This window comes from Pseudomonas sp. CCI1.1, from assembly GCF_034348165.1.
GTDB classification, from domain to species: domain Bacteria; phylum Pseudomonadota; class Gammaproteobacteria; order Pseudomonadales; family Pseudomonadaceae; genus Aquipseudomonas; species Aquipseudomonas paracarnis.
In genome coordinates this window covers 3,216,945-3,241,555 of the sequence record NZ_CP133780.1, presented here as the reverse complement: position 1 = coordinate 3,241,555, position 24,611 = coordinate 3,216,945, and the positions used below count along the sequence as shown (strand labels likewise).

Genomic DNA, 24,611 nt, shown 5'->3' with positions numbered 1-24,611 from the left:
CTTGCCTGCGATGACGGCTTGCCAGCCGACGGCTATCTACCTGACACCCCACGATCGCAATGTGGGAGCGGGCTTGCTCGCGAAGGCGGCCTGACAGCCGACCGGGATGTGGGATCAGATTGAGTACATATCCGTTAGTTAGGTAACGGCCACTTAGGGTTCCGCCCTGACGGCGGCTCACTTTGCAAAAGCCGGGATGCCGGCCCAGGCCAAAGTAAGCAAAACGCTCTTGCCCCACCACTCGGCACCTCGCCTAGGCTCGGTGTGCCCGAACGCAGGCTTGAATCCGTGGGCCGCCGCCACGCGCCATCCATGGCGCGGGGCGGCTAACCCGGCGTCCTGCCGGGTTACCCACGAATTCAAGCCTGCGTTCGGCCAGCGTGGTTTAACGGGGCGCCTGAGATCAAGATCAAAAGCAGATCAAGAGCAAGATCAGGAGCAGTCCCTTGCTCCAGGCATAAAAAAGGCGACTGGGCCGTGGGGCCGCAGTCGCCTTTATTCTTTTGGATGAGGTGCTTACTGCACTTCTACCGCCAGGCTGTCACTGATCTTTTTCTGCCAGATGGCAGGACCGGTGATGTGGACGGATTCACCTTTGCTGTCTACTGCAACGGTGACCGGCATGTCTTTGACGTCGAACTCGTAGATGGCTTCCATACCCAGTTCGGCGAAGGCAACCACGCGCGACTTCTTGATGGCTTGGGCCACCAAATAAGCGGCGCCGCCCACGGCCATCAGGTACACGGCCTTGTGATCCTTGATCGCTTCGATGGCGGTAGGGCCGCGCTCGGATTTGCCGATCATGCCCAGCAGGCCGGTTTGCTCCAGGATCTGGCGGGTGAACTTGTCCATCCGCGTTGCAGTGGTCGGGCCCGCTGGGCCAACCACTTCTTCGCGCACCGGATCAACCGGGCCGACGTAGTAGATAAAGCGGCCCTTGAGGTCCACCGGCAAGGTTTCGCCCTTGTTCAGCATCTCGACCATGCGCTTGTGCGCCGCATCGCGACCGGTAAGCATCTTACCGTTGAGCAGGACGGTTTCGCCCGGCTTCCAGCTCTGCACTTCTTCCGGGGTCAGGGTGTCGAGGTTGACGCGGCGAGCCGATGGGCCGGCTTCCCAGACGATTTCCGGGTAGGCATCCAACGGTGGCGCTTCCAGTGACGCCGGGCCCGAGCCGTCGAGCACGAAGTGCGCGTGACGGGTGGCGGCGCAGTTGGGGATCATGCACACCGGCAGGGACGCGGCGTGGGTCGGGTAGTCCATGATCTTCACGTCGAGCACGGTGGTCAGGCCACCCAGGCCCTGGGCGCCGATGCCCAGTTGGTTGACCTTCTCGAACAGCTCCAGGCGCATTTCTTCGATACGGTTTTGCGGGCCGCGCTTTTTCAGCTCGTGGATGTCGATGGACTCCATCAACACTTCCTTGGCCATTACCGCGGCTTTCTCGGCGGTACCGCCGATGCCAATGCCGAGCATGCCCGGTGGGCACCAGCCGGCGCCCATGGTCGGAACAGTCTTGAGCACCCAGTCGACGATCGAGTCGGACGGGTTGAGCATGGCCATTTTCGACTTGTTCTCGGAGCCGCCACCCTTGGCCGCCACGTCCACTTCCACGGTGTTACCCGGGACGATGGAATAGTGGATGACCGCAGGGGTGTTGTCCTTGGTGTTCTTGCGGGCGCCGGCCGGGTCGGAGAGGATCGAGGCGCGCAGGACGTTTTCTGGCAGGTTGTAGGCGCGACGCACGCCTTCGTTGATCATGTCGTCCAGGCCCATGGTTGCGCCGTCCCAGCGCACGTCCATACCCACGCGCACGAACACGGTGACAATACCGGTGTCCTGGCAGATCGGGCGATGGCCGGTGGCACACATGCGCGAGTTGATCAGGATCTGGGCGATGGAGTCACGGGCTGCCGGCGATTCTTCGCGCAGGTAGGCTTCGTGCATGGCCTGGATGAAATCAACGGGGTGGTAGTAGGAAATGAATTGCAGGGCGTCGGCAACGCTCTGAATCAGGTCGTCTTGCTTGATCACGGTCATGAGTCGCGCTCCTCTATAAGGGAACATTCAATAAAGATGGCCTCAGTGTTGCATCGGTCGGCTGAAGCCATCTTTCCAAGGCACGCCAGAATGGTGCAGGCGCGACGCTAAAAAGGCGCGGCAGTATAACCCGGCACGGTGGCCGATACACCCGACTATGGTCAAACTGTCGCAGGCATGATTCCCTGTGCGCGCTCCTTATGATCGAGTCTTTATATGCCTGAACTGTATGTCGGCGAACGCCACTGGTCGGTCACCCCCGGCAGCAACCTGCTGGATGCCTTGAATCAGGCCGGTGTGGCCGTGCCCTTCAGTTGCCGGGCCGGCAGTTGCCATGCGTGCCTGGTGCGTTGCGAGGGTGAGGTTGACGACAAGCAGCCCGAAGCCCTGAGCCCGACGCAGCGCCAGCAAGGTTGGCGCCTGGCGTGCCAGTGCCGGGTCATTGCGGACCTGAAGGTCGACGCGTTTGATCCCCAGCGCGATGGCTTGCCCGCCCAGGTGGTGGGCGCCGATTGGCTGAGTTCGACGGTACTGCGCCTGCGCCTGCAACCAGAACGTGCCCTGCGGTACAGGGCCGGGCAGCATTTGGTGCTGTGGGCAGGGCAGGTGGCACGCCCTTATTCCCTGGCGAGTTTGCCCCAGGAGGAGCCGTATCTGGAGTTCCATATCGACTGCCGTCAACCCGGTGCCTTCAGCGATGCCGCGCGACAGTTGAAGGTCGGTGATCCTGTATGCCTGGGCGAACTGCGGGGTGGAGCGCTGCACTATGATCCTGACTGGCAATCACGACCCTTGTGGCTGCTGGCCTCCGGTACTGGCCTGGGCCCCTTGTGGGGCGTGTTGCGCGAGGCACTGCGCCAGGATCATCAAGGCGAGATTCGCGTGATTCACCTGGCCCATGAGGCCGAGGCTCATTATCTGGCTGAACCCCTGGCAGCGCTTGCCGCGCAACATGGGCACCTCACCGTGGAGCTATGGACCGCGGCGCAGTTGCAGCAGGCATTGGCGCAACTGCGGCTGGTTTCCCGGCACACCCTGGCCTTGCTTTGCGGGCACCCTGCCAGCGTCGAGGCCTTTTCCAAGCGCTTGTTCCTGGCGGGACTGCCGCGTAATCAATTGCTGGCGGATGTGTTCCTGGCTCGCCCTTTTACGTTATGAAAAGCCTGGTCAAGTCGGTATCGGAGCTTATCGTCCGGAGCCGATGACGCCATCGCAGGCAAGCCAGCTCCCACAGTAGACCGAGTTGTCTGACTATTGTGGGAGCTGGCTTGCCTGCGATGAGGCGCTGAAATTCAACACAGTGGCCTGCACTGAAATGCAAAAAGCCCCGCCATTCACAGGGCGGGGCTTTTGTTTTTCAGCTTGTCACTCAGACCTGCGGGTCGCCCACATGCAGGATCTTCATGCCATTGGTGCCACCGGTGGTGTGGTAGCTGTCGCCCTTGGTCAGGATGACCCAGTCGCCTTTCTCCACGACGCCGCGTTTGACCAACTCGTCGATCGCCTTCTGGCTGACTTCGTTCGGTGCCAGCGACGCCGGGTCGAACGGGATGGTGTACACGCCGCGGAACATGGCCGCGCGGGCCTGGGCTTCGCGGTGTGGGGTGAACGCGTAGATAGGCACCGAGGAACGGATGCGCGACATGATCAACGGGGTGTAGCCACTTTCGGTCAAAGCGATGATCGCTTTCACGCCCGGGAAGTGGTTGGCGGTGTACATGGCAGCCAGGGCGATGCTCTGGTCACAGCTTTCGAAAACCTTGCCGATGCGGTGGCTGGAGGTCTTGCTGGTCGGGTGCTTTTCGGCACCGACGCAGATACGCGCCATGGCCTGCACGGCTTCCAGCGGGTACGGGCCGGCGGCACTTTCAGCCGAGAGCATCACGGCGTCGGTGTAGTCGAGCACGGCGTTGGCCACGTCGGACACTTCGGCACGGGTCGGCATCGGGTTCTGGATCATCGACTCCATCATCTGGGTCGCAACGATCACCGCTTTGTTATGACGGCGTGCGTGCAGGATGATCTTCTTCTGGATACCGATCAGCTCGGCGTCACCGATTTCCACGCCCAGGTCGCCACGGGCAACCATCACGGCATCGGAGGCCTTGATCAGGCCGTCGAGGGTTTCATCATCGGCCACGGCTTCAGCACGCTCGATCTTCGCTACCAGCCAGGCGGTACCGCCGGCTTCGTCGCGCAGCTTACGGGCGTATTCCATGTCGGCGGCGTCGCGCGGGAAGGACACGGCGAGGTAGTCCACTTCCATTTCGGCGGCGAGCTTGATGTCAGCCTTGTCTTTTTCAGTCAGGGCCGGCGCCGTCAGGCCACCACCGCGACGGTTGATGCCTTTGTGGTCGGACAGCGGGCCGCCGATGATCACGGTGCAATTGAGTTCGGTCGGCGTGGCGGTGTCGACGCGCATGACCACACGGCCGTCGTCCAGCAGCAGCTCGTCACCGACGCCGCAGTCCTTGACCAGGTCCGGGTAGTCGATGCCCACCACGTCCTGGGTGCCTTCGGTCAGCGGGTGGCTGGTGGAGAAGGTGAATTTGTCACCGATCTTCAGCTCGATCCGCTTGTTGGTAAATTTGGCGATACGGATTTTCGGGCCTTGCAGGTCGCCCAAGAGTGCAACGAAGCGGCCATGCTTGGCGGCCAGGTCACGCACCAGCTTGGCACGAGCCTTGTGCTCGTCCGGGGTGCCGTGGGAGAAGTTCAGACGGGCGACGTCCAAACCAGCCAGAATCAGCTGTTCGAGGACTTCCGGCGAGTTACTGGCCGGGCCAAGGGTGGCGACGATTTTGGTACGACGGACGGACATGCACGGACTCCTGAGTTCAAGCGCTGGGGAAGGCTACTATGCTCTTTCGTTGTAGTCATTGTTCGTTTGCACTACTTATCGACGATTGGCTTGTTTTGGCTGCGGTTGAATGGGTAAACGCCTTGAAGATTTTCGACCAGGGGTCGATACACTGCACAAGACAGGAGAACCCCATGCGAATTTTGCTCGTTGCTGCCCTGGCCGTCAGTGTTGTCGGCTGTACCCGCTGGTCGATGGACCACCATTTGAACAACGCTTACCGCGCCTATGGGGTCGGTGATTGCCAGCGTGTCACCCTGGAGTTGTCCCAGGTCGATCGCGAGAGCCGTACCCGCCGCTACGTGCAACCGGAGGTTTCGATGTTGCGCGGGCAGTGCCTGGAACGCCAGAAACTGTTTGTCGATGCCGCGCAGACCTATCAGTTCATCATCGGCCACTACCCGTCTAGCGAGTACGCCTATCGAGCCCGCGCGCGGCTCGATACCTTGCAGCAACTGGGGCATCTGCCGGCTGCAGGCCTGGCAAAACCAAGGCCTGCGTCGTTGTAATGGTATTTGTCATTTTATAGCTGGCCTGTCGCCAGTCTTGGGCTAATCTTTGAATGTCTGTTTGTGCAGTTTCCCATTCGAACGGATGCAAGGCCCGGATTCGGCATTTGTTTGGTGACAAGCGGTAGGTTTTGTCACACCGAGATCCAGGGAGAGCGAGCGATTGCTTGTTCCGAATCACTGGCACGGCCAGATTTTTGGCTATTGGATGGCGACTTCACCATGTTTACCGAACGACGGATCGAGCGGCATCAACTGCCGTATTTTCTGCAGGTGTTCAATCGTATTACCGACAAGCCAATCGGCTATCTTGGAAATGTGTCTGAAAACGGTCTGATGCTGATCAGCTCGTTACCCATGATGACCGAGGTGGATTTCGAGCTGCGCTTGAAAGTGCCGGTGGCGCAAGGCGAGTTCAAGGCGATTGACCTCACGGCAACCTGCTTGTGGAGCCACGAGGATGTCACCCCGCAGCATTACGACTCGGGGTTCAGCGTGCTTGAGGCGCCCGAGGAATACCGGCACCTGATCAACGCGCTGTTGCAGTACTTCAGCTTTTATCCTTTGCAGGCCTCTGTCTGAATTATGCGTGGGGTCGTGGCCGTTTCCTGGCCATACCCCTGCGCAGTCATCCTCAGAATACCCCGGCCTTTTTCCACTCCAGATAGCGTGTGACCAGCCCGGCACCCAGCGCCGATGGCAAGGTATCGAGCACCGACAGCCCATGGGCACTCAAACGATCATGGCGTTGGTTGCGGGTGTTGAGGTAATCGATCGTGCCGCTGTAAGCCAGGGCTTCGGGCAATGTCTGCACAGGCGTCTGACGTAGCTGGTCGAGGACCTCTTCCCTCAGGCTGGCCACCAGTACCCGGTGATGCCTGCCGATACGCTGGACGGCAGCCATCAGCGCTTCATCCTCCTCATCCCGCAGGTTGGTGACGATGATCACCAGCGCCCGGCGTTTTTGACGTGCCAACAACTGGCTGGCGGCCGCCTGGTAGTCGGCGGTTTTTCGCGTGGTCTGTAGGTCATAGACCGCATTGAGCAACAGGTTCAATTGGCCACTGCCCTTGACCGGCTTCAGGTAGCGCGGCTGGTCGCTGGCGAACGTGCACAGCCCTACCGCATCGCCCTGTCGCAAGGCGACATAGCTCAGCAGCAGGCAGGCATTGAGCGCGTGATCAAAATGGGAAAGTTCGTCATCCTGGCTGCGCATGTGCTGGCCGCAATCGAGCATGAACACGATTTGCTGGTCGCGTTCGTCCTGGTATTCCCGGGCAATGGGCGTTCGTTGGCGGGCGGTGGCTTTCCAGTCGATCTGACGCAGGCTGTCACCTTCACGAAACTCGCGCAGTTGGTGAAATTCCAGGCCCAACCCTCGCCGCTGATGTTGGCGCACGCCCAGTTGGCTCAGCCAGTTATCCACACCCCGTAACTGCGCACCGTATAAGCGCGCGAAATCCGGGTAAACACGGGTGGAATCGCGGGTGTCGACCCATCGTCGTGCCGACCACAGCCCCAATGGGCTGGGCAGCAGCAGCTCGCAGCGACTGAAATGGAAGTGCCCGCGCCGCAAGGGGCGCACGCGATAGCCCAGCTCAGCACGTTCACCGGGGAGTAGTTGAATGAATTGAGGCAGGTTCTCCACAGCCAGGCCATCGGACACGTGATCGAACACCTGCACGGTCAGTGGTTGCGGGTAGTCGTGCTCCAGGCACAGGCGTATTTCTTCCCAGCGCCCCAGCGCCAGGCTGCCGGGCAGTGTCCTGTATACGCGGACCGAGGGGCGGCGGCGCAAGCGTGCGGCATCCAGCATCGCCAGCAGCAACAGGGCCAGCAGCAGGCCCCAGGCTACCGAATGCAAGGTGGCGGGCACTTTGAACTGCAACGCTGCCGAAGCGCCCAACAAGATGTTCAAGCCGAGCAGAACGCCCAGCCAGGTCAGCAGCAGACGAGTCGGTTTCATGGCCGCGTCATTGCCTTGGTGCCGCAATCTGGTCGAGTAACTGCTGGAGCACCTGGTCGACCTCCAAGCCGTCGATGTCCAGCTCTGGTGCGATGCGTACCCGGTGACGCAGTACCGCCAGGGCGCAGCCCTTGATGTCATCGGGGGTGACGAATTCGCCACCGCGCAACAGCGCACGGGCACGGGCACCGCGTACCAGAGCGATGGAGGCCCTGGGGCCGGCACCGATGGCCAGCCCCGGCCAACTGCGCGTGGCACGGGCCAGGCGCACGGCGTAGTCGAGCACCTGCTCATCCAACGGCAAGTCACTGGCAATTTGCTGCATCCGTACCACGTCCTCGGCTTGCAGCACGGTACGCAACGGCTGCACCTCCAACATGTCTGCCTTGGACGAGCGAGTCACTTCGCGGACCATATCCAGCTCTTGTAGAGCATCCGGGTAGTCCATTCGCACCTTGAGCATGAAGCGGTCCAGTTCGGCCTCGGGCAGTGGGTAGGTGCCTTCCTGTTCGATAGGGTTCTGGGTCGCCAGGACCATGAAGGGCTGGCCGATGGGCAACGCCTCGCCCTCCAGGGTCACTTGGCGTTCCTGCATGGCCTCCAGCAGCGCTGCCTGGGTCTTGGCGGGTGCACGGTTGATCTCGTCGGCCAGCAACAGGTGGGTGAACAACGGCCCCTTGCGCAGTTTGAACTGTTCGGTCTGCAGGTCGTAAACGGCGTGGCCGGTGACATCGCTGGGCATTAGGTCCGGGGTGAACTGGATGCGGGCGAAATCACCGCCAAAGCAGCGGGCCAGGGCCCGTACCAGCAAGGTCTTGCCCAGGCCAGGCACGCCTTCAAGCAGGACGTGGCCGCCTGCGATCAGGGCGGTGAGCACGTCGTCAATCACAAGGTCCTGGCCAATCACGGCCTTGCGCAATTCCACGCGCAGCGCCTGGGCCTGCTGGCTGGCCTGCTGAAGGTTTTCGGCGGTCAGGGCGGTGGCCAGTGGAGAGTCGCTCACGACTTCTGGAGCCTTGTTAACTGTTACATTTGTTTTATCGTCCATAAATCAGTTGGTTACCTAATCTAACTTTTTTCGTGTTTTTTATGCACGGAACGATAGAGTAACGTCCATCCCGCACGGTCGTAATTCTATGGTAACCGCTGAAGACGCAAGCCGCGCGAGCGCACATTTTTCTGTGCGTCGGCATTGGCAAACTGTCTGTTATGCTGTTTGAATTACTTGCCTAGTCCCACTGGTCGAATCCAACCGGCCTGCCTTTCCAAGCTGAAAATAGCGTTCGCTGCCCCCAATACCTTACTTCGCCTCGTTCTTCAGTCCGTGATGCACGGAACACTGTGTCTCGGTGTTCAGAGACTTCAGCTCCTTGATTCAAAACGGGCATGACCTGCCCCATTTGAATGTCTCCGGAGATCCGGACACTGGGTATGTGTGCTAGCAGAGCGGAGGTTCGCGACTCACGCAATACGACGCAAAAGCTCGGATAACGCCGATCGCCAACAACCAGACGAGGATCTATTCCTCGACTTTGGATTCCTTGAAGCAAGGGTAAAAGCTCTTGAGCGGCGAGAGCCCGATTACGGGCCATAGTCATTTCTTGCGCCGATTCATGGCACCACTGTGTCAGATTGCTGGTATCTGCCAAGATGAGCCTTGAGCCCGCCTGCTCGGCAAAACGACGCACTCCAGGTAGATAGCGCGATGATGTAATAAATAGGCCGCGACTAGCCTTATGACGGTCTACATGAGCTGAAAGAGCAGCAACCGCATCAAGCTTGATAGGATTACCGGCTGCGTAACGCTTCACCTGTACCAGTGTGAGCAGGTCTCCAATCGGATCTCGTTGCCAAATACGTAGGTCTACGCCCTCATCCCCAGAACCCGGACCGAGCTCTGTTTTCCATCCTCTAGCGGCGAAGATGCTGCTGATGAGCGTTTCAAACTCGCGAGGCGTAAGCCGATGAAAGTCTTGCGCGTTCGTCGCAAAATGAGCGTAGAGGTCACCACTGACATCCGCTGTGTCTGCCTCAACCAAACGGCATATCCATTTCCAACGTGCCACGCGGTAGGCTGCCTGAGCAAGATCACTCTCGTCATCGACTAAATAGTATCCCCATGTGCATGACTCATGACATTCTAGGTATACGCCGACTGACTCAAGTGTGCGACCTAGCTCCTGTGCCTCCTTGTGATCCCACTCAAGCACGGTGTTTATCGGACTCTCCGCACAAAGTAGAAGTAGTGCCCCTCCAGGCCAAGGTTCGTCATCATAGTGAGCTATGGGGTCTGCATGGCAGGCGTCGTACCAAATATCATGGTGCTTAGCCCACTCAATCGTAATACTCGTGATCTGAGCGACCAGCCGATGAACCGCAGCTTCCGAGGCCATGGGGTTGTCCATTGCTGTCATTCCGTCTATAAATCGAGGCTCAACTATGTGGTTAGTCGCATGTGGGGAATATGCCATCGCTTTTCAGCGAATAACCTCTTTGTGTGCATAAACCACGCAGCTGCCACCGATCCCCACTTAAGTAGCAAAGCGATGGGCTCAATGAACGCTCCCTTGCGGTCACTCTCCTAGCCAAGACAATTGGGTCTTTGTAGCAGAGTTTGTTTGCGCCGCTTTCTTAAAGTTTGCAGTCATAATCCGATATGCCCTCTCAGACCTCATTGAATCGACGGTATAAAGCAACGGGACAGCCTCCATCGATTTAGCCAGCCTAAACTGTTGCTCAGCCTTTTCGAGGTAAAAGTCGAACTGTTGTATAGAGAAGAAGGGTTGTCCTTGGTCCAGAACTGGAAAAACTGCTCCGAACTTGGCCCGCCAGAATGATGGCACGACTCTGACTATATAGCCCTGAAGAAAATCTCCACCCCGGAGAAAATTACGCATCTCCTCTATAACATGCGGTTCCAAGGGCATAACTTGGCAATGCTCCCAACCTTCAAATGTCGCCTTCCAGAACATGCCGATCACAAAATGATACAGCTGTTGCGATTTAATAGCCGGCAAGATATGGCTTCCGACACTCAGAATCAGGCCGGGCCCATAATTTCCTTGAGGCGCCGTCCAGGCAGGTATCAGACTCTTCTTTAGGATTTGGTAAACCGGCGAAGGCAGCTCTTCCTCTATATTGATCTTGAGCAGCGTTGATAAGTAGTAATCCTCGCCCTCGGCTGACATCAACCCCTCGCACGTGTCACACAATAAGGCCTGGACTACCTGCTTACCCATAGAGAATACTTTTTCGTCTTCCTGACTCCGGAGTAATAACTTCGTACCTTCGGCTTTGAACCGGTTGAGGTACCTGTAGATAGCCTTTGGCAGGAAATGACTTTGGCGCAGAACCCTAATTTCCCCATTGTCAGGGCCACACAGCGCACATAGCCCAATTACCTTATTGCTTTCATCTGCCATCTACTCATCTCCCCCCTCATCAATAAATAATAAAGTTATAACTGCGCGCGCGACCTCGGATAAGGGCGTCGTACCATCACAACTCTTATCAGTCTTCTTCGTCAAATAGGTCGTCGAGAATGTTTTGAGGTACGTTGAAAATCCCCACGAATCCTCCATCTATGAATTCATCATGCCTAGACAAAGCTCTCAACAGAGTAGGACGCCAGTGATTCGAATAAAGCTTTTGCTCCTCAATACGAGCCTGAGTTCGGAGGAATTTCCGAACACCGGCTTTACCACTTCGAGCATGCTCAAGATGGACCCCGGTAGCGTGCGACATTAGGTAGATGTTGATTTCTTTTTCATAGCGGTCATTCAGTTCAAGCGTCTTTATCTGGTGCGCCAGGCGATGACTGAGGCCTTCAGCCAAGTCAACATCGTCCAAGACCTGGAAAGTGGCAACCAATCCGCCCTCGGATATATCGATTTTCGCCTCAAGGAAGTGAATATTGGGTAATTCATCAAAATAGGCGTGAATTAAGGTTAGCTCACCTTCGGCCACCTCCCCGAAACCTGCGAGCTTTATGTGGTTGCAATCGTGGCAGCTTGGTACGAGGTTTCGCGAGTAGATCGCCAGCGGTTTAAACTCAGACCGAGGCAGAAAGTGGTCGAGCTCTGAAACCGTGTCGATGCCGCAAATCGGGCACAGATCTACCCCCTTGAATAAGCGCTCACGCAACGAGTACAGCAGACGGCCCTCTTGAGTTCGGTCGTACGCAGCGTATATCGCGTCGATCAGCGACTTAGGGAATCCAGAACCTTTCAATACTTCGCTGGCTGCACCGAGATCTGCGTCATAGCGGTCATAGATGGTGAGCAGTTGTGTAATTTCAGCTTCCTTGAGCTTATGCCCACGCGGAATTTTATAGTTGTACTCGCGCACGGAAGCGGCCAGATCCGCTCGCGACGACTCACGGTTAGGTAAGGGAAGGTTTCTCATTTTTGCAACCTACGCTTCGCTTGCTTGGTGAGCACATAGGCTCGCGCTTGGGCGCTCAGGCCGTACTCGAATGCAGTCTCAACTTCATCAATAGTGTCGTACTCTTCGGCCAATAGATCGAGAGGCGCATGATAGTCCGTGCTCGCCGCGGTGAGCCCAAAGCTGTCGTAGGTAAGGAGGCCGATGTTCTCCCCATAAGTCTCAATTTTTGGCCTTTTAATGGTGATTTCCGAACCGTTACGACTAACGTAGCGAACGTGGCAAGCGAGTGTCTCTTGCAGCAGTACCGGAGAGTGAGTGGCGACCACGCAGTAGGCGTTCAGCTCTGTCAGGATCATCCGCACGGATTGCATCAGCGCGGCCATTAGCGGAGGGTGCAAATGTGTTTCCGGTTCGTCGAAAAGGACAAGTGACTGTGGACGCGCATGGGCGATTAGGGAGGCAATCACGTGTAGGGCAATTTTATGTCCAGTGCTCCAGTCCATGAAATGCTGCCGAGAACGCCGAGGTCTTGGCATGAGGTCAGCCAACTGTGTTTTCAAATCTCGAAATGAAGGGTCAGCAATCAACGATTCAACAGCTAACTCGAACAACTCACCCCTCTTGTTTTTTCGAATAGTCCTCAGCAGGCTTACGAACTCGTCCGCCAGCGCATCAATCGATTTGAGTTTTGTCGAGTTGCGCCTTTCCATTGAAATCTCGGGCGGCTCGCTATCTGGATCAAACTCGGCTTCGGCGCGTATCTTTTCCAGATCATCGCGGACTTCCTCAACAACGTTTCGAAGCCCGCAGAAGACGAAGCGGCTATCACCGCTTTCGATGTCATTGACGATCTGGGATAGATCACGAGCAGCGAGACCTGGTACTACGAAGCTATCAAATGCGCTGTAGGAGATAGTAATAACCCGCATGAAACCGATGGCTCTGGGCGTTATCTCCCCCATTGCAGCAAATTTGTCCTGATCACGTTCATGCGGCGATGCATACGCGAGGTGGGACAACCGGGAGAGGATTGTGCTTTTGCCGGACCCGTTACGGCCGATCAGCACGATAATCCTCTCGGGTAACAGAACTCGATTCCGACCAGGTCCGACCTTCCGATAAGATCCGCGGTATCCCTTCGGCTTTGGTGCCTCGAAATTGAATTCGATGGGGCGGGTAGCTCCGGCGGGAAGAAAAGAAAATGCTTCCATTCCTATGAGTGCTTTGAAGTTGCCCTCGTAGAGGATTCGTGCATCACGAATAAATTCCTTCCAATCAGGAGTGTCTCTGAAAATCGAAGACTTCCATCCATCTTCATCTTTGAACACGTCAACGAGATCTGGGTTCGCCACTGCATCCTGTAACGCATGCATGATGCGTTTTCGACGACCACTGGGGAGTTCGTTAAGGCGTTGGTAATAATCAAGAGACGTTCCAACAGAGACCCATCCTTCCCCTAACTGGGTAAAAGGTTTTTTGATGAGACGAGCCCCTGCTGTCTGTCCTTGTTTTAGGATTTTCACGCCGCCGATGTAGGTGACCACATTAGGTTCGTCTGACTTGGGGCGATAGTAGAGGTGGTACAACGTTTGATAGCTGTAATCGTTCCAATCGTCCTGCTGCAGAGCGAACACGCTGTCGATTTCGCTCAATTCTTTACGCGATGGTGGATAAATCTGGATTGTCATTCGAATCACGAGTCCTTGTGTCTGCGTCTGCTGGGCCATTGCTTAAATGGATGGGCTTCTCGCTCCAAACGTCGGCTCGACTGGATGCGGTTGAGATAGCCGTAGATGTAGATCTTCAGCAGGATCGCGGGATGATAAGCTGGCCGGCCCGTATCTGCCGGTATGACACCGTCAAAACCCAGCTTGACCAGGTCGAGTTCATCGACGAAAACGTCAACTACACGTACCGGATTGGTATCGCTGACGTAGTCGTCAAGGCTCTCGGGAAGCAAGGTGCTTTGGCCGCGATGTTCGCCTTGGATGAAGCGCTTCATTGACGATCCCTGAGTTAACTCCCTCGGAAATCATAGCAAAGGTGCGTGGAGGTATAGGCTCCATAGCAGAAGCAGACTTCAGTTACCCCTCTCAACGGTGAACAATTTTTGAGGTGCTGACGATGACCCGCTTACAGGTTGTAAAGATTGACTTAAGTGGGGTGGCGAGTTCCGATGAACTCCATTCCACCTTGAGGGTTGCGCTCGGATTCCCCGGCTGGTACGGCTGCAATTGGGATGCTTTCTGGGACGCAATTACAGGACTTGTGCAAATGCCCGCGCAACTGAAAATTTCAGGGTGGGATACTTTATCCAGACGTTTGCCGGGGGATGCGAAGCTCATGCAAAAATGCCTTGCAGACATGAAGATTGAGTATCCAGAACTCGCATCAGATGTGGAGTTCGACTAAACGATTTTTCAAGCCTACATTCGGCCGGAGCCACGTAAAAACGTCAGCTTCACTCAGGGAAACTTTTAGCAGATCCAGCAACGAGATCCTTGGTTCAGTGCCGTTGGCTGATCTGTTTTTACACACTCTGGGCCAGAAGCAGTCATTGAAAATGTGTCTACGAAACTCCGGGTGATCGCTTCGGGATCGCTGTTGAGTGCTACGCTATGTGCTGCGCGGAAGCACAGCTGTCTCTCTAATCGCAGACTGAGGCGGCTCTCATGAAACTGCTGTCAGGAAGATCGCATGCACATTGAACGTCTTGGTTTGGCGAATTTTCGCTGTTTCGGTCCTCAGCAAACCCCCGTTGCTTTAGGACCAAGTCTTGTAGCATTTGTAGGCGATAACGGCACCGGTAAGACTGCGGTGATGCAAGCCTTGCAGCGGCTGTTTGGTGTCACGGCTGAGCAACGACGGTTGCGCAAGCAAGACTTTCATATTCCCTTTAATGAGACAGAACGGCCTGCTGCTCGTACCTTGGTGCTCGAGGCAATCCTTGCATTTCCAGAACTAGATGCCGACGCGGAAAATCCTGCTGTACCAGCGTTTTTCAAGAACATGGCGGCCGAGGAGAATGGCAATCTCAAGGTGCGTTTAAGGCTACACGCCACATGGACGGACGACGGCACCTTGGACGGTGCGATCGAAGAGTCCTACTGCGCAGTGCAGACCTTCGGGGATTTCGAAGAAAGTGACCTCCACCAGCTTCGTGGCTCCGATCGCTCGCGAGTCCAGCTCATCTACATACCGGCAACGCGAGACGGCGCGTCCCAGGTCACCGCTTTCATACGCGGTCGGCTTTGGCGCGCAATCAATTGGTCTGAGCAGGTTAAGGATTCATTGACCGACGCTGGCACAGCCGTGAATCAAGCGTTTTCTGCCGAGGCAGCTGTAGATAGTATCAGCTCTGCAGTTACCCGGCGGTGGCGGCAGCTCCATTCAGCAGGTACTCACACCACACCATCTTTCCGCCCCGTCGACACACGTTGGCAAGAATTCATCAGGCGCGTCGAAGTAGTGTTCCTCCCCGCCGAAGATGGACAAGACCGTGCGCTAGAGGATCTGAGCGACGGTCAGCGCTCTTTGTTCCATATGGCTATGGTCTCGGCAACGCTGGATATTGAGGCGAGACTTTCAGGTGATGACGCTCCAGCAGGCTTCGCAGGTGCTGGTATCGCTTTACCTGCGCTGACCATCGTCGCGCTTGAAGAGCCGGAAAACAATCTGGCTCCGTTCTACCTGTCTCGCATCATCAATCAGGTCGAAGAGGTCGCTGCAGGGTCAAACGCTCAAGCGATAGTCTCCAGCCACTCGCCCAGCATCCTTGCACGGGTAGAGCCATCTAGCGTGCGGCACTTCCGATTAAATCTGGAATTCCGCTCCACCGAAGTACGCCAAATAAGTCTGCCGATAGGAGACGAAGAGGCTTCTAAGTTCGTTCGGGAAGCTGTCCGGGCCTATCCTGAACTGTACTTCGCACGCTACGTGTGAATCGCCCCGGGTTTCGTAGACACCTCCATGCCTTAAACTGAGGCCAATCAGGAGGTGCCATGAGCAACCCACGTTATCCCGAAGAGTTCAAAATCCAAGCGGTCAATCAAGTGACCGAAAAGAAGCTGCCTGTCGCTGATGTGGCGGCGCGTCTTGGCGTGTCGACGCATAGCCTCTATGCCTGGATAAAGCGCTACAGCAAACCTCAGGCAGAACGGCAGCAAGACGACGATCAGCACGCTGAACTGCGTCGTCTGCGAGCCGAACTCAAGCGCGTCACCGAAGAGCGAGACATCTTAAAAAAGGCCGCCGCGTACTTTGCCAAGGAGTGCGGTTGAAGTACGCCTTTATCAAGCAGCGAGCGGGCGATTATTCCATTCGACGGCTTTGCCTGACGCTGAAAGTCCATCCCAGCGGTTATTACGCCTGGCTGTCTGAGCCGCAATCTGTACGCGCCAAAGACGACCAGCGACTGCTGGGTTTGATCAAGCATTCCTGGCTGGAGAGCGGCGGCGTTTATGGCTATCGCAAAGTCCATGACGATCTGCGCGAAGTCGGTGAGGATTGTGGTCGGCATCGTGTGGCGAGGCTGATGCGTCTTGAAGGTCTGCGCTCTCAGACAGGGTATCGACGCCGTCCTGGCAAATACGGCGGTAAGCCAGCGGTCGCCTCACCCAATTTACTGAAGCGCCAGTTCGATGTCGTAGAACCCAACAAAGTTTGGGTCACCGACATCACTTACATTCGTACGTATGAAGGCTGGCTGTATTTGGCAGTGGTGCTGGATCTGTTTTCTCGTCAGGTCGTTGGCTGGTCAATGAAGTCGCAGATGACCAGTGATTTGGCCATTGATGCGTTATTGATGGCGGTCTGGAGGCGTAAACCGAAGCAGGAGGTGATGGTTCACTCCGACCAGGGCAGCCAGTACAGCAGCGCCGATTGGCGCAGTTTTTTGAAGGCGAACAATTTGGTTGCCAGCATGAGCCGCCGAGGCAATTGTCATGACAACGCCGTGGCTGAGAGCTTTTTCCGTATGCGTCCGGGCATCACCCCTTGCGTAACTAAACCGGCTGCCACCTATGCGGCAGCAACTCCTCAATTTCACTCGCCCGCTGCGTCGGCAGACGCGTGAGGACGTCCTTCAAGTAGGCATACGGATCATGCCCATTCAGTCGCGCCGACTGGATGAGGCTCATGATGGCTGCCGCCCGTTTTCCACTTCGCAACGAGCCTGCAAAGAGCCAGTTCTTGCGCCCAAGAGCCCATGGCCGGATCTGGTTCTCACACCAATTGTTGTCTATGGGCACAGCCCCGTTATCAAGATAACGCGACAACGCCGTCCAGCGTTTGAGGCTGTAATCGAGCGCCTTGCTGATGGCCGAGCCGTTGGGCACAAGGTCGCGCTGGGCGATCATCCAGGTGTGTAACGTAGCCATCACCGGAGCTGCTTTTTCTTGCCGTATTCGGCGGCGTAAGTCCGGCTCCAGGTCACGGACTTCATTTTCGATTTCGTACAACAACTGGATATAGCGCAAGCCTTGTTCAGCGATATGGCTCTTGTTGGTCGCGTGCAGCTCGAAGAACTTTCTCCGGGCATGGGCCATGCAGCCGATCTCGGTTACACCGAGTTCGAAGCTGGCCTTGTAGCCACCGAAATCATCACAGACCAGTTGGCCTTTCCAGTCTTGCAGGAAGTTTCGGGCATGCTCTCCGGCGCGGCTGAGGCTGAAGTCGTAGACCACCGCCGCCGTTTCGCAGAACTGGCTGGTGGCATAGGCCCAGACATATGAGCGATGGGTTTTATTCAGACCCGGCATGAGCATTTGTACCGGCGTTTCATCGACATGAACGACCGGGTGTGCGAGTACAACATCGCGCAGTGCATCAACCAATGGCTGCAATTGCACACCGCAGGCCCCCACCCATTGAGCCAGCGTCGAGCGCGGGATCGCCAAGCCGGCACGGCCAAAAATCGATTCCTGGCGGTAAAGGGGCAAATGATCGGCAAACTTGGCGATCATGACATGAGCCAACAACCCAGCGGCCGGGATGCCTTTGTCGATGATCTGTGCCGGTACCGGTGCCTGGATCAGTGTTTCGCAGTCATCGCAGACCCACTTGCCACGCACATGGCGCTCGACGGTAAACACGCCAGGCGTGTAGTCCAGTTTTTCGCTGACGTCTTCGCCGATACGTTTAAGTGCGCAGCCGCATGGGCAGTGAGTGTTGTCCGGTTCGTGATGGATCAGCGTGCGCGGAAACTCCGCTGGTAATGCAGTGCGCTTGGGCTTCTGTTTGGTCTCGGTCGGTGCCGGGGCGAGTTGTAACGTTTGAAGCTCAGCCTCGATCGCCGCGATATCGGTGTCGATCAAGTCATCGAGCAAGCTGGCCTGCTCCGGGTGCATCTGCTCGCTGCGCTTGGCGTACTTGAACCGCTTGAGCTGCGCGATCTCGTGGGTCAGCTTCTCGATGAGGGTTTTGTCGTGATGGATTTTCTTGCCCATCGTCTCGACCGTTTTGCCGAGGGTATCGACTGTCTTGCCCAGCGTATCCACCTCTTGATCGAGGGTGCCGACACGCTGCATTAACTGCGCGGCCAGTGCGCGCAGTTGTTCGGGTGTCAGGTGGTCAAGATCGGGGAGCGAAGTCATGCCGCTGATTGTGCCAGAGCCGGCACTCAGCGGCGATCAGCCTATAGGTGAATGGCGGGTATCAGAGCATCGTGATTGCAGCGTTTGAACCGACCCGCTGCCACGGCAGACCCAGTACCAGAGCCTGAAGTTGTTCAGTATCGAGTTCGGCTTGCGGGCCATGGCGTATGCCCGGCCAATGAAACTTGCCTTGATGCAGCCGACGCGCTGCAAGCCAAACACCCACACCGTCATGGACCAGCACTTTCATGCGAGTGGCGCGGCGATTGGCGAACAGATAAGCGCAGTGCGGCTTCGCCGCACCGAACACGTCAATCACCCGGGCCAATGCAGTCTCGGTGCCGGCACGCATGTCCATAGGCTCGGTGGCGAGCCAGATAGCATCGATGCGAATCATCGCAGCAGGTCTCGCAGAAAGGTCGCACAGGCAGCGGCGTTCTCGGTCGGCCAGTTCACTTTGACGGTGCCACGCGGGTGTGGGATTTCCAGACAGATAGCCGATGCCGCGGCTTGCGAAGTTGCTCCGGCTGGTGGCACGGGCAGCGGAATGAAAGCAGGTTGCAGTGCGGTGGTTTTCTGCGCTTGCACTCGAATCCATTTATGGACGAGGTTCGCGTTGAGACGGTGGCTCAGTGCGACATTGGCAATCGAGGCTCCGGGCTGGGCACATTCGTGAATGACCTGGGCCTTGAAGGATTTGGAGTAGGAGCGGCGTTGTGGCTGCATGAAAAGACCCGCTTAAAAGGCTAGAAAGGGTGTCCACTTAAATTAGGTGGACACCATCGCCTTTGGCGCCGGGGACAGGAAGGGGGGTTGGCCGGACGCATACCTTTTTCCAGCTTCTAAAGCGGGAACGGATCAAGCGGAAAATCTATTCCACGCGCGAAGATGCTCGTAGTGATGTGTTTGATTACATCGAGATGTTCTACAACGCAAAACGCCGCCATGGTTTCAACAATCAGCTGTCACCGGTAGAGTTTGAAAAGCGTTATGCAATGAGCTTGCAAGGTGTCTAGAGAATCCGGGGCGATTCAGTACTACGACTGTCGACAGGCATTGGCGAAAAGCTGACTCTTCTGAATCGACTTAGTTTTCAGAGTGTAAGAAACGCTTAACCGTGCGTTCTTTTTGAGGCCAGCTCGACAATTTTACGGTCGTTCAGTTTAGATTTGAGCACACGACTCTCTTCCAATAGCACTTCATTGATAGACGCGAGGCTGGCAACCTTAGCCCGCAACTCCTCAATCTCCTGCCGGTAAGCTAAGGATTTCCTCCGTTCGACAATCAAGTCCTGATGCTTCGCATCACGTATAGCGCGACTAGAGCGGCCCTGAATCTCTCGGATGACCTCTGCAATCTGTGGATAGTGGTTGTGGATTAGCGCGGTCGATACCCCTGCCTCGCGGGCTACCGCGGCAATGGTGACCTTGGTTTCCCCTGTGTGCGCGCGTGCCTTCTGGATGCGGTAGAGGGCAAGTGTCAGATCCTTTGCGCGATCCTCGGCGGCCTTGTAATTGGGAGCCTTGTCCCTGGGCTTCATGTGATTAATGCCTCTGTATCTATTCCCAGTTGTCCCAGTACTTCACGGTAGCGAGTCCGATCGCGCTCGACGCGCTGTCGGCCTCCTTCGCCAATGTCCGAGCAGTGCAACAGCCCTTCTAGGTCATCGTAGAGTCGTTTGTAAATGGGCGTATGGCCTATACCAATCACGGCATTGTTGCAGTTACCGCAGCGAGTCCGTTCAAGGTTATTCCCGACGCAGGCGTCATCGTCGGCCGTGCACCAGGCATGGCCGTTGCTGCGAATCGCGGTGCTTTCGGATATAGATTTCAACATCGAGGCGCGATCCTTGAAAATCAGCAGGTTCTGCGGATCTCGCTGCCATCGTTTGATGGCGCGCCCATATCCCCCTGTCAAAGGGGCTTCGCTCACCCAGCTATCGACGACGCCGAGTTTTATATCTTCCAGCTCCGTTTGAATGTCATCGTACAGCTCAAGGTCCAGGTGCTTCCCCCAACTTTCGTCCATGGCGTAGCCCAAAGTCATGTCTAGTGTCCAGTGAGCGTAATGCTCCTTTAGGTAGCGGAGGTCGCCGAAGCGGCTGTGCGCGGCATAATTGGCGAATTTGCGACGGAACTGGTGGCTTGCAAAGTTCCAGGTCAGGCCGCAACCTTTTGCGAAGGCATTGAGGTTTATAGATAAAGATAAGGTAGTAAGCGTACGTACCTGATTTCCTGCTCTTGGATATACGCCAAGAAAAAGCGCATGTCGGTGCTTTTGCGCCTCGGCTATCTGCGGGTCCTTGGGGTTTGCGTGTCGTCGCCGCAGAATCTCGGTGGAAATCTTGGCCTGATAAGGTGCGCACCAACGCTCCATCACGCGTAGGGCACGTACAGCAGCTGCGGGGATCATCCAATCATGCATACCGACATCGGTCTTTACCGATCGTGATCGCATCCAGTGATAGATAGTGCCCTCATCGTCTTGAGTACGATGATGTGCACCCGACTGCACATAGGCTAGTTCATGGTGGCGGCAACCGGAGGTGCTCGCTAAGACGATATAGCAGGCCGTGCGTAGGTCGATCAATGCCCTATTATAGGTCTTCAGGCCACCCTCCCAACCGAGGGTGTCCAAATGTCGGCTCTTGGCCTTAATGATAGTGAAAGCGTTAAAAAGCTGTCTCTTTTTTTGATCCGCGAACGCATCAAGCTCATCCCGCAGGTCGAGCAGTTGTTGGGCGCTCTCAATCAGTCGGTATGCCTTCTCGAATAGGATGCAGAACACATCATCCGGGATCAATGGCGTCTTGCCTGGTAGCTTGTTGCGGTTACCACCGCCAGTGAGCCCTGCCATTCCCAGTGAGGAAGTATCAGGCCACGGGTGATTTGGCATTGGATCTTCAGTGTACTGGCTCAGTTCATAGAGAGCTTCGACTGCCTTGAATCGTTTACTCAAACCCTCCTGTGATAAAGGCTTACCTCTGGAGCGTGCTGTTTGGCGATACGCTTTGCAGGCTGCGACATAGGTCGCGCAGATCGCAGGTGTAACTGCTCTCAGGCGGTCGATTTTGAGCGCGTCCAAGTGGCGTAGGAAAGGCCTTGTGCAAGAAAAGCTATTTACTAATATGGCACCTTTAGGCCGACTTGCCCCGGGACGACCGCGCCGCAGGTACCTGTACATGATTGCCTTCATCACGCTCCGAAATGTCGGCGGCACGGTGCTGAAGTCTATCCGTTTCCTGTTTGCAGGGGTGTTGCTGGCAAAGCCATCGAGGTACCAGATGTCGTCGCCGTATCGGCTGAGGATGACCCACTGACCATCAACTTTAATAGCACAGATTATTAGAGCGTTGCGATCTGATTCGGTGAGTCCACGAACATCGCACGGCTGTGCAGCAAGGGGGGGCAAGGGTTGCGCTGCCAGAAGGTTGTCACTCATGCAAATACCTCTAGGCTGTCGATCAGATCAACGGACCAGAACGGGTGTGGAGTAGTGCGCGCGAGCTCACGGGCAGCGTCCACTGATGCAGCCTTGAAAGTACCGCGCCGAATCCCCTCAGCAATGATGTAGTGGTCTATCAGGCGGGGGATGTGTGCGTAATCGCGCGCCCAGCGACGCTTGTCCATGCGTGACTGCTCGGCTAGAACGCGGAAGTAAAAGCTGAACAGCTTGTACATATCTTCGGCAGTCACTGCGTAGTGTTTGCAGCGCAGGCAGTTCATGAAGTTCATGCAAGTCGCGCCCTCACGCTTCGGAGCGTATTGGCCATTCTTCGGGTCGGCGCAGCGGCCCATAGGGGTGTCTTCATATGTGGCACCGATAGTACGTGTAAGTAGTTCCTCCACCAGAACTTCGCCCATAAACTGCCAGTTACGACGTGCGTCCTCGCCAGGAGCTAGATAATGTTGGTCAGTCACCAGGGAGGTATTGCCGAGCGCTGCCGCAGTGGTCGCTAAATCGCCGGTGGTCAGCTCGAAGATGCGGTTTCCAAAAGTTTTGCGTAAGCGCGAGATGTTGATGCGAAGCGGCTCTCCGTTGCTGTCGGTCAGACCATACTTGGCGACAAGCCGAATTGTCATTTCACTTAATGTATTCGCAGTCAGCGCCGTCACCCGGCCGGTGTCGTGATTACGATAGATCCAAACGCGGCCCTTGAGATCTTCTGGGGCCTCCGCATCCAAAGGCTCTGTTAGTGCCATGACGCGACGGATCAGTCGTTCTATATTGGTTCTAACGCTGGGTGTTGATTCTAAAAGGTTCTCATCCTGTGGTGCCCTGCGCAGTGCGACTTTGCTCGTGTTGTAGCCACGCCGCTTCCACAACACTAAAAACGTTGTGTCGTCTTTAGGGTGCGGGCGCAAACAATCGCGAGCCATCTCCAGCAGAGGAGTGGTATTGCGTCCGGTGTGCAGTGCCACGATCAGTAGAGCAAAAACTAGCAGTTCGCTGCTAATAGGCACATTGCTGGTCCAGATTGGTTTTATTGCCTGCCGCAGCGCAACTGTGAGTGCTTGGCGCTCGCGCTTGGAGAGCGCAGTCTCGCCTTTGGTTTTGTGGTTGATCTTCGGGAAGGGATTGTTCGGGAAGGTGGCGCCATCGCCGAATGTGATCAAAGGAATTATTCCACGCCGTCCCAAGGCAAACAGCACGGGCTTAGTATGCGAATAGCGCGTTTTCTGGCTAATAGTCGCTGTGCCCAGCCCTTCTAAGTAACCGAGATAGCCGTCGATTAGATCCCGATTCACATCGGCTAATGCTAAGTCACGACCGAGAGCCGTCGCCCGTAGCATGCAGCAGTCGAGAAAATGGCGCAGCCCGTTCAAGCAGTAGCCAACCACTGTGGTAACTGTGAGTGCGTTGTCCTGTCCGGCTAGGAAGCGCTCGATCTGGCGTTGACAGGCGTAGGTGATGGGGTCGATGCCTGCGCCATACCAGCGGGCAAAGTTGAAGCTCCGACAGGTAGAAGTGTTCCGCGGGAACCTGACAGCGGAGTTCGCCGGAGGAATGGTATCGGGCAAAATGACCACATTTCCTGTCGGGTCGTAGCTATGTTCTACTTCTGGAACACTGAGGTCGGTCTTCGCAAATACTTTGCGCTTGCCCATCAGGTCGACTCCGCCAGGACGTGCAATTCATCGTCATAGGCGAGCACCGCCTCATCAGCCATTTCGTTGACCAAATGGAGATAAATCATGGTGGTCTGAATCGAGCTGTGGCCGAGTTGCCGCTGAATGAACACCAAGGGCTCGATCCCACTTTCAACGTTGCGTTGAAGGCTGGCCAAGGTATGGGTGGCGTAGGTATGGCGGAGCATGTGCGTATTGACTTTGATTTCAGCCTTCTTGCCAGTGTCGCCAATGATCCGGTTAAGGCTCTTGCCTTCTTCAGAATAGGGATGCCCGTCTTGGTTGAGGAGCAAGGTCTTCTGTGGGGTTTTGCTCAGCGACGCTCGCTCACCGCGGACCTTCGTTAGATAGCGATAGAGCTCGGCCATGAATTTGCGGCCGATATAAATATTTCTCGGTTTGCTGCCTTTGGTGGCCATGCCGCTACCGTCGAACGGATCCAGACAAATGCGGAGATTGCGCTCGGACCCCGCCTTTTTATCTGGGTCGAATACATACGCCAGCGGGAAAGTGGCGATCTCCTCCCGACGCATACCCGTATGTAGCGCCAAACGCATCATCATCCGGTGATGTGGGTTCTCTGCTGCTGCGATAAGCGACTTGATCTCACCAATGCTCAGGAACTTGGGCAGGGGTTTATGGCGACGAGGCATCACATCGTTTGCCATCGCATGGCCACCGCTGGCATCTACATGTCCTAGGAAGCTTACTTTGCGCTTAACATTGCGCTCTTCGTAGGCGAATGGCAGGCGCATCACCCAACCTTCTCTCTGTGCGAACTCGTAGAACTTGCAAATGTACGTCAGGCGCTGGCGGGTGGTATTCAACGCTAGGTTACAAGCGACCAAGCAATAGTCTCGATAGGCAGCCACAAGGGTTTTGGCCTCGCCACGATCCACGTCACGCCAGTCAAGCTCATGAGCTTGGAGAAAGCTGAAGTAGTCATAAACTGCGCGTCCAGTACTAGGCCAGGAACGCCTAGATCCAATGTCCCCGCGAAGAAGGTAGTGGCGAAAGAACCGATTGGCCGGGATGCAACTCTCCATTGAGTCCCAAAGCAGAATTGGGAACCCCGCATAGGGTTGCCCAGCAATCACAAAATCCTCAGTAGCCCACACAAGCTCCATC

Annotated in this window: 21 protein-coding genes and 2 pseudogenes; 7 read left to right on the top strand and 16 right to left on the bottom strand. The window is 56.3% G+C overall.

Annotation, left to right across the window (positions count from 1 at the left end; all coding sequences use genetic code 11):
• Positions 1-516: 516 nt before the first annotated feature.
• Positions 517-2,040 (bottom strand): fumarate hydratase, encoded by a 1,524-nt coding sequence (locus tag RHM69_RS14560; protein ID WP_106110972.1) that lies wholly within the window; start codon positions 2,038-2,040, stop codon positions 517-519.
• A gap of 216 nt (positions 2,041-2,256) precedes the next feature.
• Here RHM69_RS14560 and RHM69_RS14555 point away from each other — a divergent pair, with 216 nt between their 5' ends.
• A complete protein-coding gene (locus tag RHM69_RS14555) occupies positions 2,257-3,198 on the top strand; it encodes an iron-sulfur-binding ferredoxin reductase (protein ID WP_106110973.1) in 942 nt (313 codons plus the stop codon).
• Between the two features lie 211 nt (positions 3,199-3,409).
• Here the strand turns inward: RHM69_RS14555 and pyk are convergent, their stop codons facing one another.
• Positions 3,410-4,861, bottom strand: a complete 1,452-nt coding sequence (gene pyk, locus RHM69_RS14550; protein WP_003193904.1) for a pyruvate kinase — start codon at positions 4,859-4,861, stop codon at positions 3,410-3,412.
• A 173-nt stretch (positions 4,862-5,034) separates the two neighbouring features.
• Between pyk and RHM69_RS14545 the strand changes: the two genes are divergently transcribed.
• On the top strand, positions 5,035-5,409 hold the full coding sequence (locus tag RHM69_RS14545) for a tetratricopeptide repeat protein (protein WP_003193903.1): 375 nt from the start codon (positions 5,035-5,037) through the stop codon (positions 5,407-5,409).
• A gap of 222 nt (positions 5,410-5,631) precedes the next feature.
• Entirely contained in the window at positions 5,632-5,991 is a 360-nt protein-coding gene (locus tag RHM69_RS14540) for a PilZ domain-containing protein (RefSeq protein ID WP_019821226.1), read from the top strand.
• A gap of 52 nt (positions 5,992-6,043) precedes the next feature.
• Here RHM69_RS14540 and RHM69_RS14535 read toward each other — a convergent pair whose 3' ends face one another.
• The 7 genes and pseudogenes from RHM69_RS14535 to RHM69_RS14505 all read right to left on the bottom strand — a co-directional run.
• Positions 6,044-7,375: a DUF58 domain-containing protein gene (locus RHM69_RS14535; protein WP_200600724.1), complete on the bottom strand. Its 1,332-nt coding sequence runs from the start codon at positions 7,373-7,375 to the stop codon at positions 6,044-6,046.
• 7 nt (positions 7,376-7,382) lie between these two features.
• Positions 7,383-8,378 carry an AAA family ATPase gene (locus tag RHM69_RS14530; protein WP_020302717.1) on the bottom strand — a complete coding sequence of 332 codons (996 nt, stop codon included), beginning with the start codon at positions 8,376-8,378 and terminating at the stop codon, positions 7,383-7,385.
• Positions 8,379-8,604: 226 nt separating this feature from the next.
• The gene (locus RHM69_RS14525; RefSeq protein ID WP_162954712.1) at positions 8,605-9,780 is read right to left on the bottom strand and encodes a restriction endonuclease; all 1,176 of its coding nucleotides are present in this window, start codon (positions 9,778-9,780) and stop codon (positions 8,605-8,607) included.
• 168 nt (positions 9,781-9,948) lie between these two features.
• Complete coding sequence (locus RHM69_RS14520; protein WP_121373026.1) at positions 9,949-10,797, bottom strand: hypothetical protein; 849 nt, start codon at positions 10,795-10,797, stop codon at positions 9,949-9,951.
• A gap of 88 nt (positions 10,798-10,885) precedes the next feature.
• The gene (locus RHM69_RS14515) at positions 10,886-11,779 is read right to left on the bottom strand and encodes an HNH endonuclease (protein WP_162954728.1); all 894 of its coding nucleotides are present in this window, start codon (positions 11,777-11,779) and stop codon (positions 10,886-10,888) included.
• The gene (locus RHM69_RS14510) at positions 11,776-13,449 is read right to left on the bottom strand and encodes an ATP-binding protein (RefSeq protein ID WP_121373051.1); all 1,674 of its coding nucleotides are present in this window, start codon (positions 13,447-13,449) and stop codon (positions 11,776-11,778) included. The genes RHM69_RS14515 and RHM69_RS14510 overlap by 4 nt, the downstream gene beginning before the upstream one ends.
• A gap of 53 nt (positions 13,450-13,502) precedes the next feature.
• Positions 13,503-13,763 (bottom strand): annotated as a pseudogene (locus tag RHM69_RS14505) (transposase); the annotation flags it as partial.
• Between the two features lie 122 nt (positions 13,764-13,885).
• Here RHM69_RS14505 and RHM69_RS14500 point away from each other — a divergent pair.
• From RHM69_RS14500 to RHM69_RS14490, 3 genes are all read left to right on the top strand, one after another.
• Positions 13,886-14,173 carry a barstar family protein gene (locus RHM69_RS14500; RefSeq protein ID WP_105642014.1) on the top strand — a complete coding sequence of 96 codons (288 nt, stop codon included), beginning with the start codon at positions 13,886-13,888 and terminating at the stop codon, positions 14,171-14,173.
• Between the two features lie 285 nt (positions 14,174-14,458).
• Positions 14,459-15,703, top strand: coding sequence for an ATP-dependent nuclease (locus RHM69_RS14495; protein ID WP_121373050.1), 1,245 nt, complete (start codon positions 14,459-14,461; stop codon positions 15,701-15,703).
• A gap of 59 nt (positions 15,704-15,762) precedes the next feature.
• Positions 15,763-16,835, top strand: a protein-coding gene (locus RHM69_RS14490) for an IS3 family transposase (protein ID WP_416151975.1) whose coding sequence is annotated in 2 segments (ribosomal slippage) — positions 15,763-15,997 and positions 15,997-16,835 — 1,074 coding nt in all. Because the reading frame shifts where the segments join, the coding sequence is not laid out codon by codon here.
• Here RHM69_RS14490 and tnpC read toward each other — a convergent pair.
• From tnpC to tnpA, 3 genes are all read right to left on the bottom strand, one after another.
• Complete coding sequence (gene tnpC, locus RHM69_RS14485) at positions 16,765-18,354, bottom strand: IS66 family transposase (protein WP_033901900.1); 1,590 nt, start codon at positions 18,352-18,354, stop codon at positions 16,765-16,767. The genes RHM69_RS14490 and tnpC overlap by 71 nt on opposite strands.
• A gap of 61 nt (positions 18,355-18,415) precedes the next feature.
• Positions 18,416-18,751, bottom strand: coding sequence for an IS66 family insertion sequence element accessory protein TnpB (tnpB, locus tag RHM69_RS14480; RefSeq protein WP_033901901.1), 336 nt, complete (start codon positions 18,749-18,751; stop codon positions 18,416-18,418).
• A complete protein-coding gene (gene tnpA, locus RHM69_RS14475; RefSeq protein WP_033901902.1) occupies positions 18,748-19,080 on the bottom strand; it encodes an IS66-like element accessory protein TnpA in 333 nt (110 codons plus the stop codon). Before tnpA ends, tnpB begins: the two co-directional genes overlap by 4 nt.
• 101 nt (positions 19,081-19,181) lie before the next feature.
• Here tnpA and RHM69_RS14470 point away from each other — a divergent pair.
• Positions 19,182-19,370: pseudogene (locus RHM69_RS14470) on the top strand (IS3 family transposase); the annotation flags it as partial.
• Positions 19,371-19,465: 95 nt separating this feature from the next.
• Here RHM69_RS14470 and RHM69_RS14465 read toward each other — a convergent pair.
• Genes RHM69_RS14465 through RHM69_RS14450 form a run of 4 tightly spaced genes read right to left on the bottom strand, consistent with a single transcriptional unit; the run spans position 19,466 to position 24,610 of the window.
• Entirely contained in the window at positions 19,466-19,894 is a 429-nt protein-coding gene (locus RHM69_RS14465; RefSeq protein ID WP_121372883.1) for a TetR family transcriptional regulator, read from the bottom strand.
• Positions 19,891-21,795: an integrase gene (locus RHM69_RS14460; RefSeq protein WP_121372884.1), complete on the bottom strand. Its 1,905-nt coding sequence runs from the start codon at positions 21,793-21,795 to the stop codon at positions 19,891-19,893. The genes RHM69_RS14465 and RHM69_RS14460 overlap by 4 nt, the downstream gene beginning before the upstream one ends.
• Positions 21,792-23,462 (bottom strand): hypothetical protein, encoded by a 1,671-nt coding sequence (locus RHM69_RS14455; protein ID WP_121372885.1) that lies wholly within the window; start codon positions 23,460-23,462, stop codon positions 21,792-21,794. Before RHM69_RS14455 ends, RHM69_RS14460 begins: the two co-directional genes overlap by 4 nt.
• Positions 23,462-24,610 (bottom strand): tyrosine-type recombinase/integrase, encoded by a 1,149-nt coding sequence (locus RHM69_RS14450; RefSeq protein ID WP_121372886.1) that lies wholly within the window; start codon positions 24,608-24,610, stop codon positions 23,462-23,464. Before RHM69_RS14450 ends, RHM69_RS14455 begins: the two co-directional genes overlap by 1 nt.
• Position 24,611: the final 1 nt, after the last annotated feature.

Coding starts and splice junctions, on each gene's coding strand:
- RHM69_RS14560 (WP_106110972.1), bottom strand. CDS start 2,040: ATGACCGTGATCAAGCAAGACGACCTGATTCAGAGCGTTGCCGACGCC.
- RHM69_RS14555 (WP_106110973.1), top strand. CDS start 2,257: ATGCCTGAACTGTATGTCGGCGAACGCCACTGGTCGGTCACCCCCGGC.
- pyk (WP_003193904.1), bottom strand. CDS start 4,861: ATGTCCGTCCGTCGTACCAAAATCGTCGCCACCCTTGGCCCGGCCAGT.
- RHM69_RS14545 (WP_003193903.1), top strand. CDS start 5,035: ATGCGAATTTTGCTCGTTGCTGCCCTGGCCGTCAGTGTTGTCGGCTGT.
- RHM69_RS14540 (WP_019821226.1), top strand. CDS start 5,632: ATGTTTACCGAACGACGGATCGAGCGGCATCAACTGCCGTATTTTCTG.
- RHM69_RS14535 (WP_200600724.1), bottom strand. CDS start 7,375: ATGAAACCGACTCGTCTGCTGCTGACCTGGCTGGGCGTTCTGCTCGGC.
- RHM69_RS14525 (WP_162954712.1), bottom strand. CDS start 9,780: ATGGACAACCCCATGGCCTCGGAAGCTGCGGTTCATCGGCTGGTCGCT.
- RHM69_RS14520 (WP_121373026.1), bottom strand. CDS start 10,797: ATGGCAGATGAAAGCAATAAGGTAATTGGGCTATGTGCGCTGTGTGGC.
- RHM69_RS14515 (WP_162954728.1), bottom strand. CDS start 11,779: ATGAGAAACCTTCCCTTACCTAACCGTGAGTCGTCGCGAGCGGATCTG.
- RHM69_RS14510 (WP_121373051.1), bottom strand. CDS start 13,449: ATGACAATCCAGATTTATCCACCATCGCGTAAAGAATTGAGCGAAATC.
- RHM69_RS14500 (WP_105642014.1), top strand. CDS start 13,886: ATGACCCGCTTACAGGTTGTAAAGATTGACTTAAGTGGGGTGGCGAGT.
- RHM69_RS14495 (WP_121373050.1), top strand. CDS start 14,459: ATGCACATTGAACGTCTTGGTTTGGCGAATTTTCGCTGTTTCGGTCCT.
- tnpC (WP_033901900.1), bottom strand. CDS start 18,354: ATGACTTCGCTCCCCGATCTTGACCACCTGACACCCGAACAACTGCGC.
- tnpB (WP_033901901.1), bottom strand. CDS start 18,751: ATGATTCGCATCGATGCTATCTGGCTCGCCACCGAGCCTATGGACATG.
- tnpA (WP_033901902.1), bottom strand. CDS start 19,080: ATGCAGCCACAACGCCGCTCCTACTCCAAATCCTTCAAGGCCCAGGTC.
- RHM69_RS14465 (WP_121372883.1), bottom strand. CDS start 19,894: ATGAAGCCCAGGGACAAGGCTCCCAATTACAAGGCCGCCGAGGATCGC.
- RHM69_RS14460 (WP_121372884.1), bottom strand. CDS start 21,795: ATGAGTGACAACCTTCTGGCAGCGCAACCCTTGCCCCCCCTTGCTGCA.
- RHM69_RS14455 (WP_121372885.1), bottom strand. CDS start 23,462: ATGGGCAAGCGCAAAGTATTTGCGAAGACCGACCTCAGTGTTCCAGAA.
- RHM69_RS14450 (WP_121372886.1), bottom strand. CDS start 24,610: ATGGAGCTTGTGTGGGCTACTGAGGATTTTGTGATTGCTGGGCAACCC.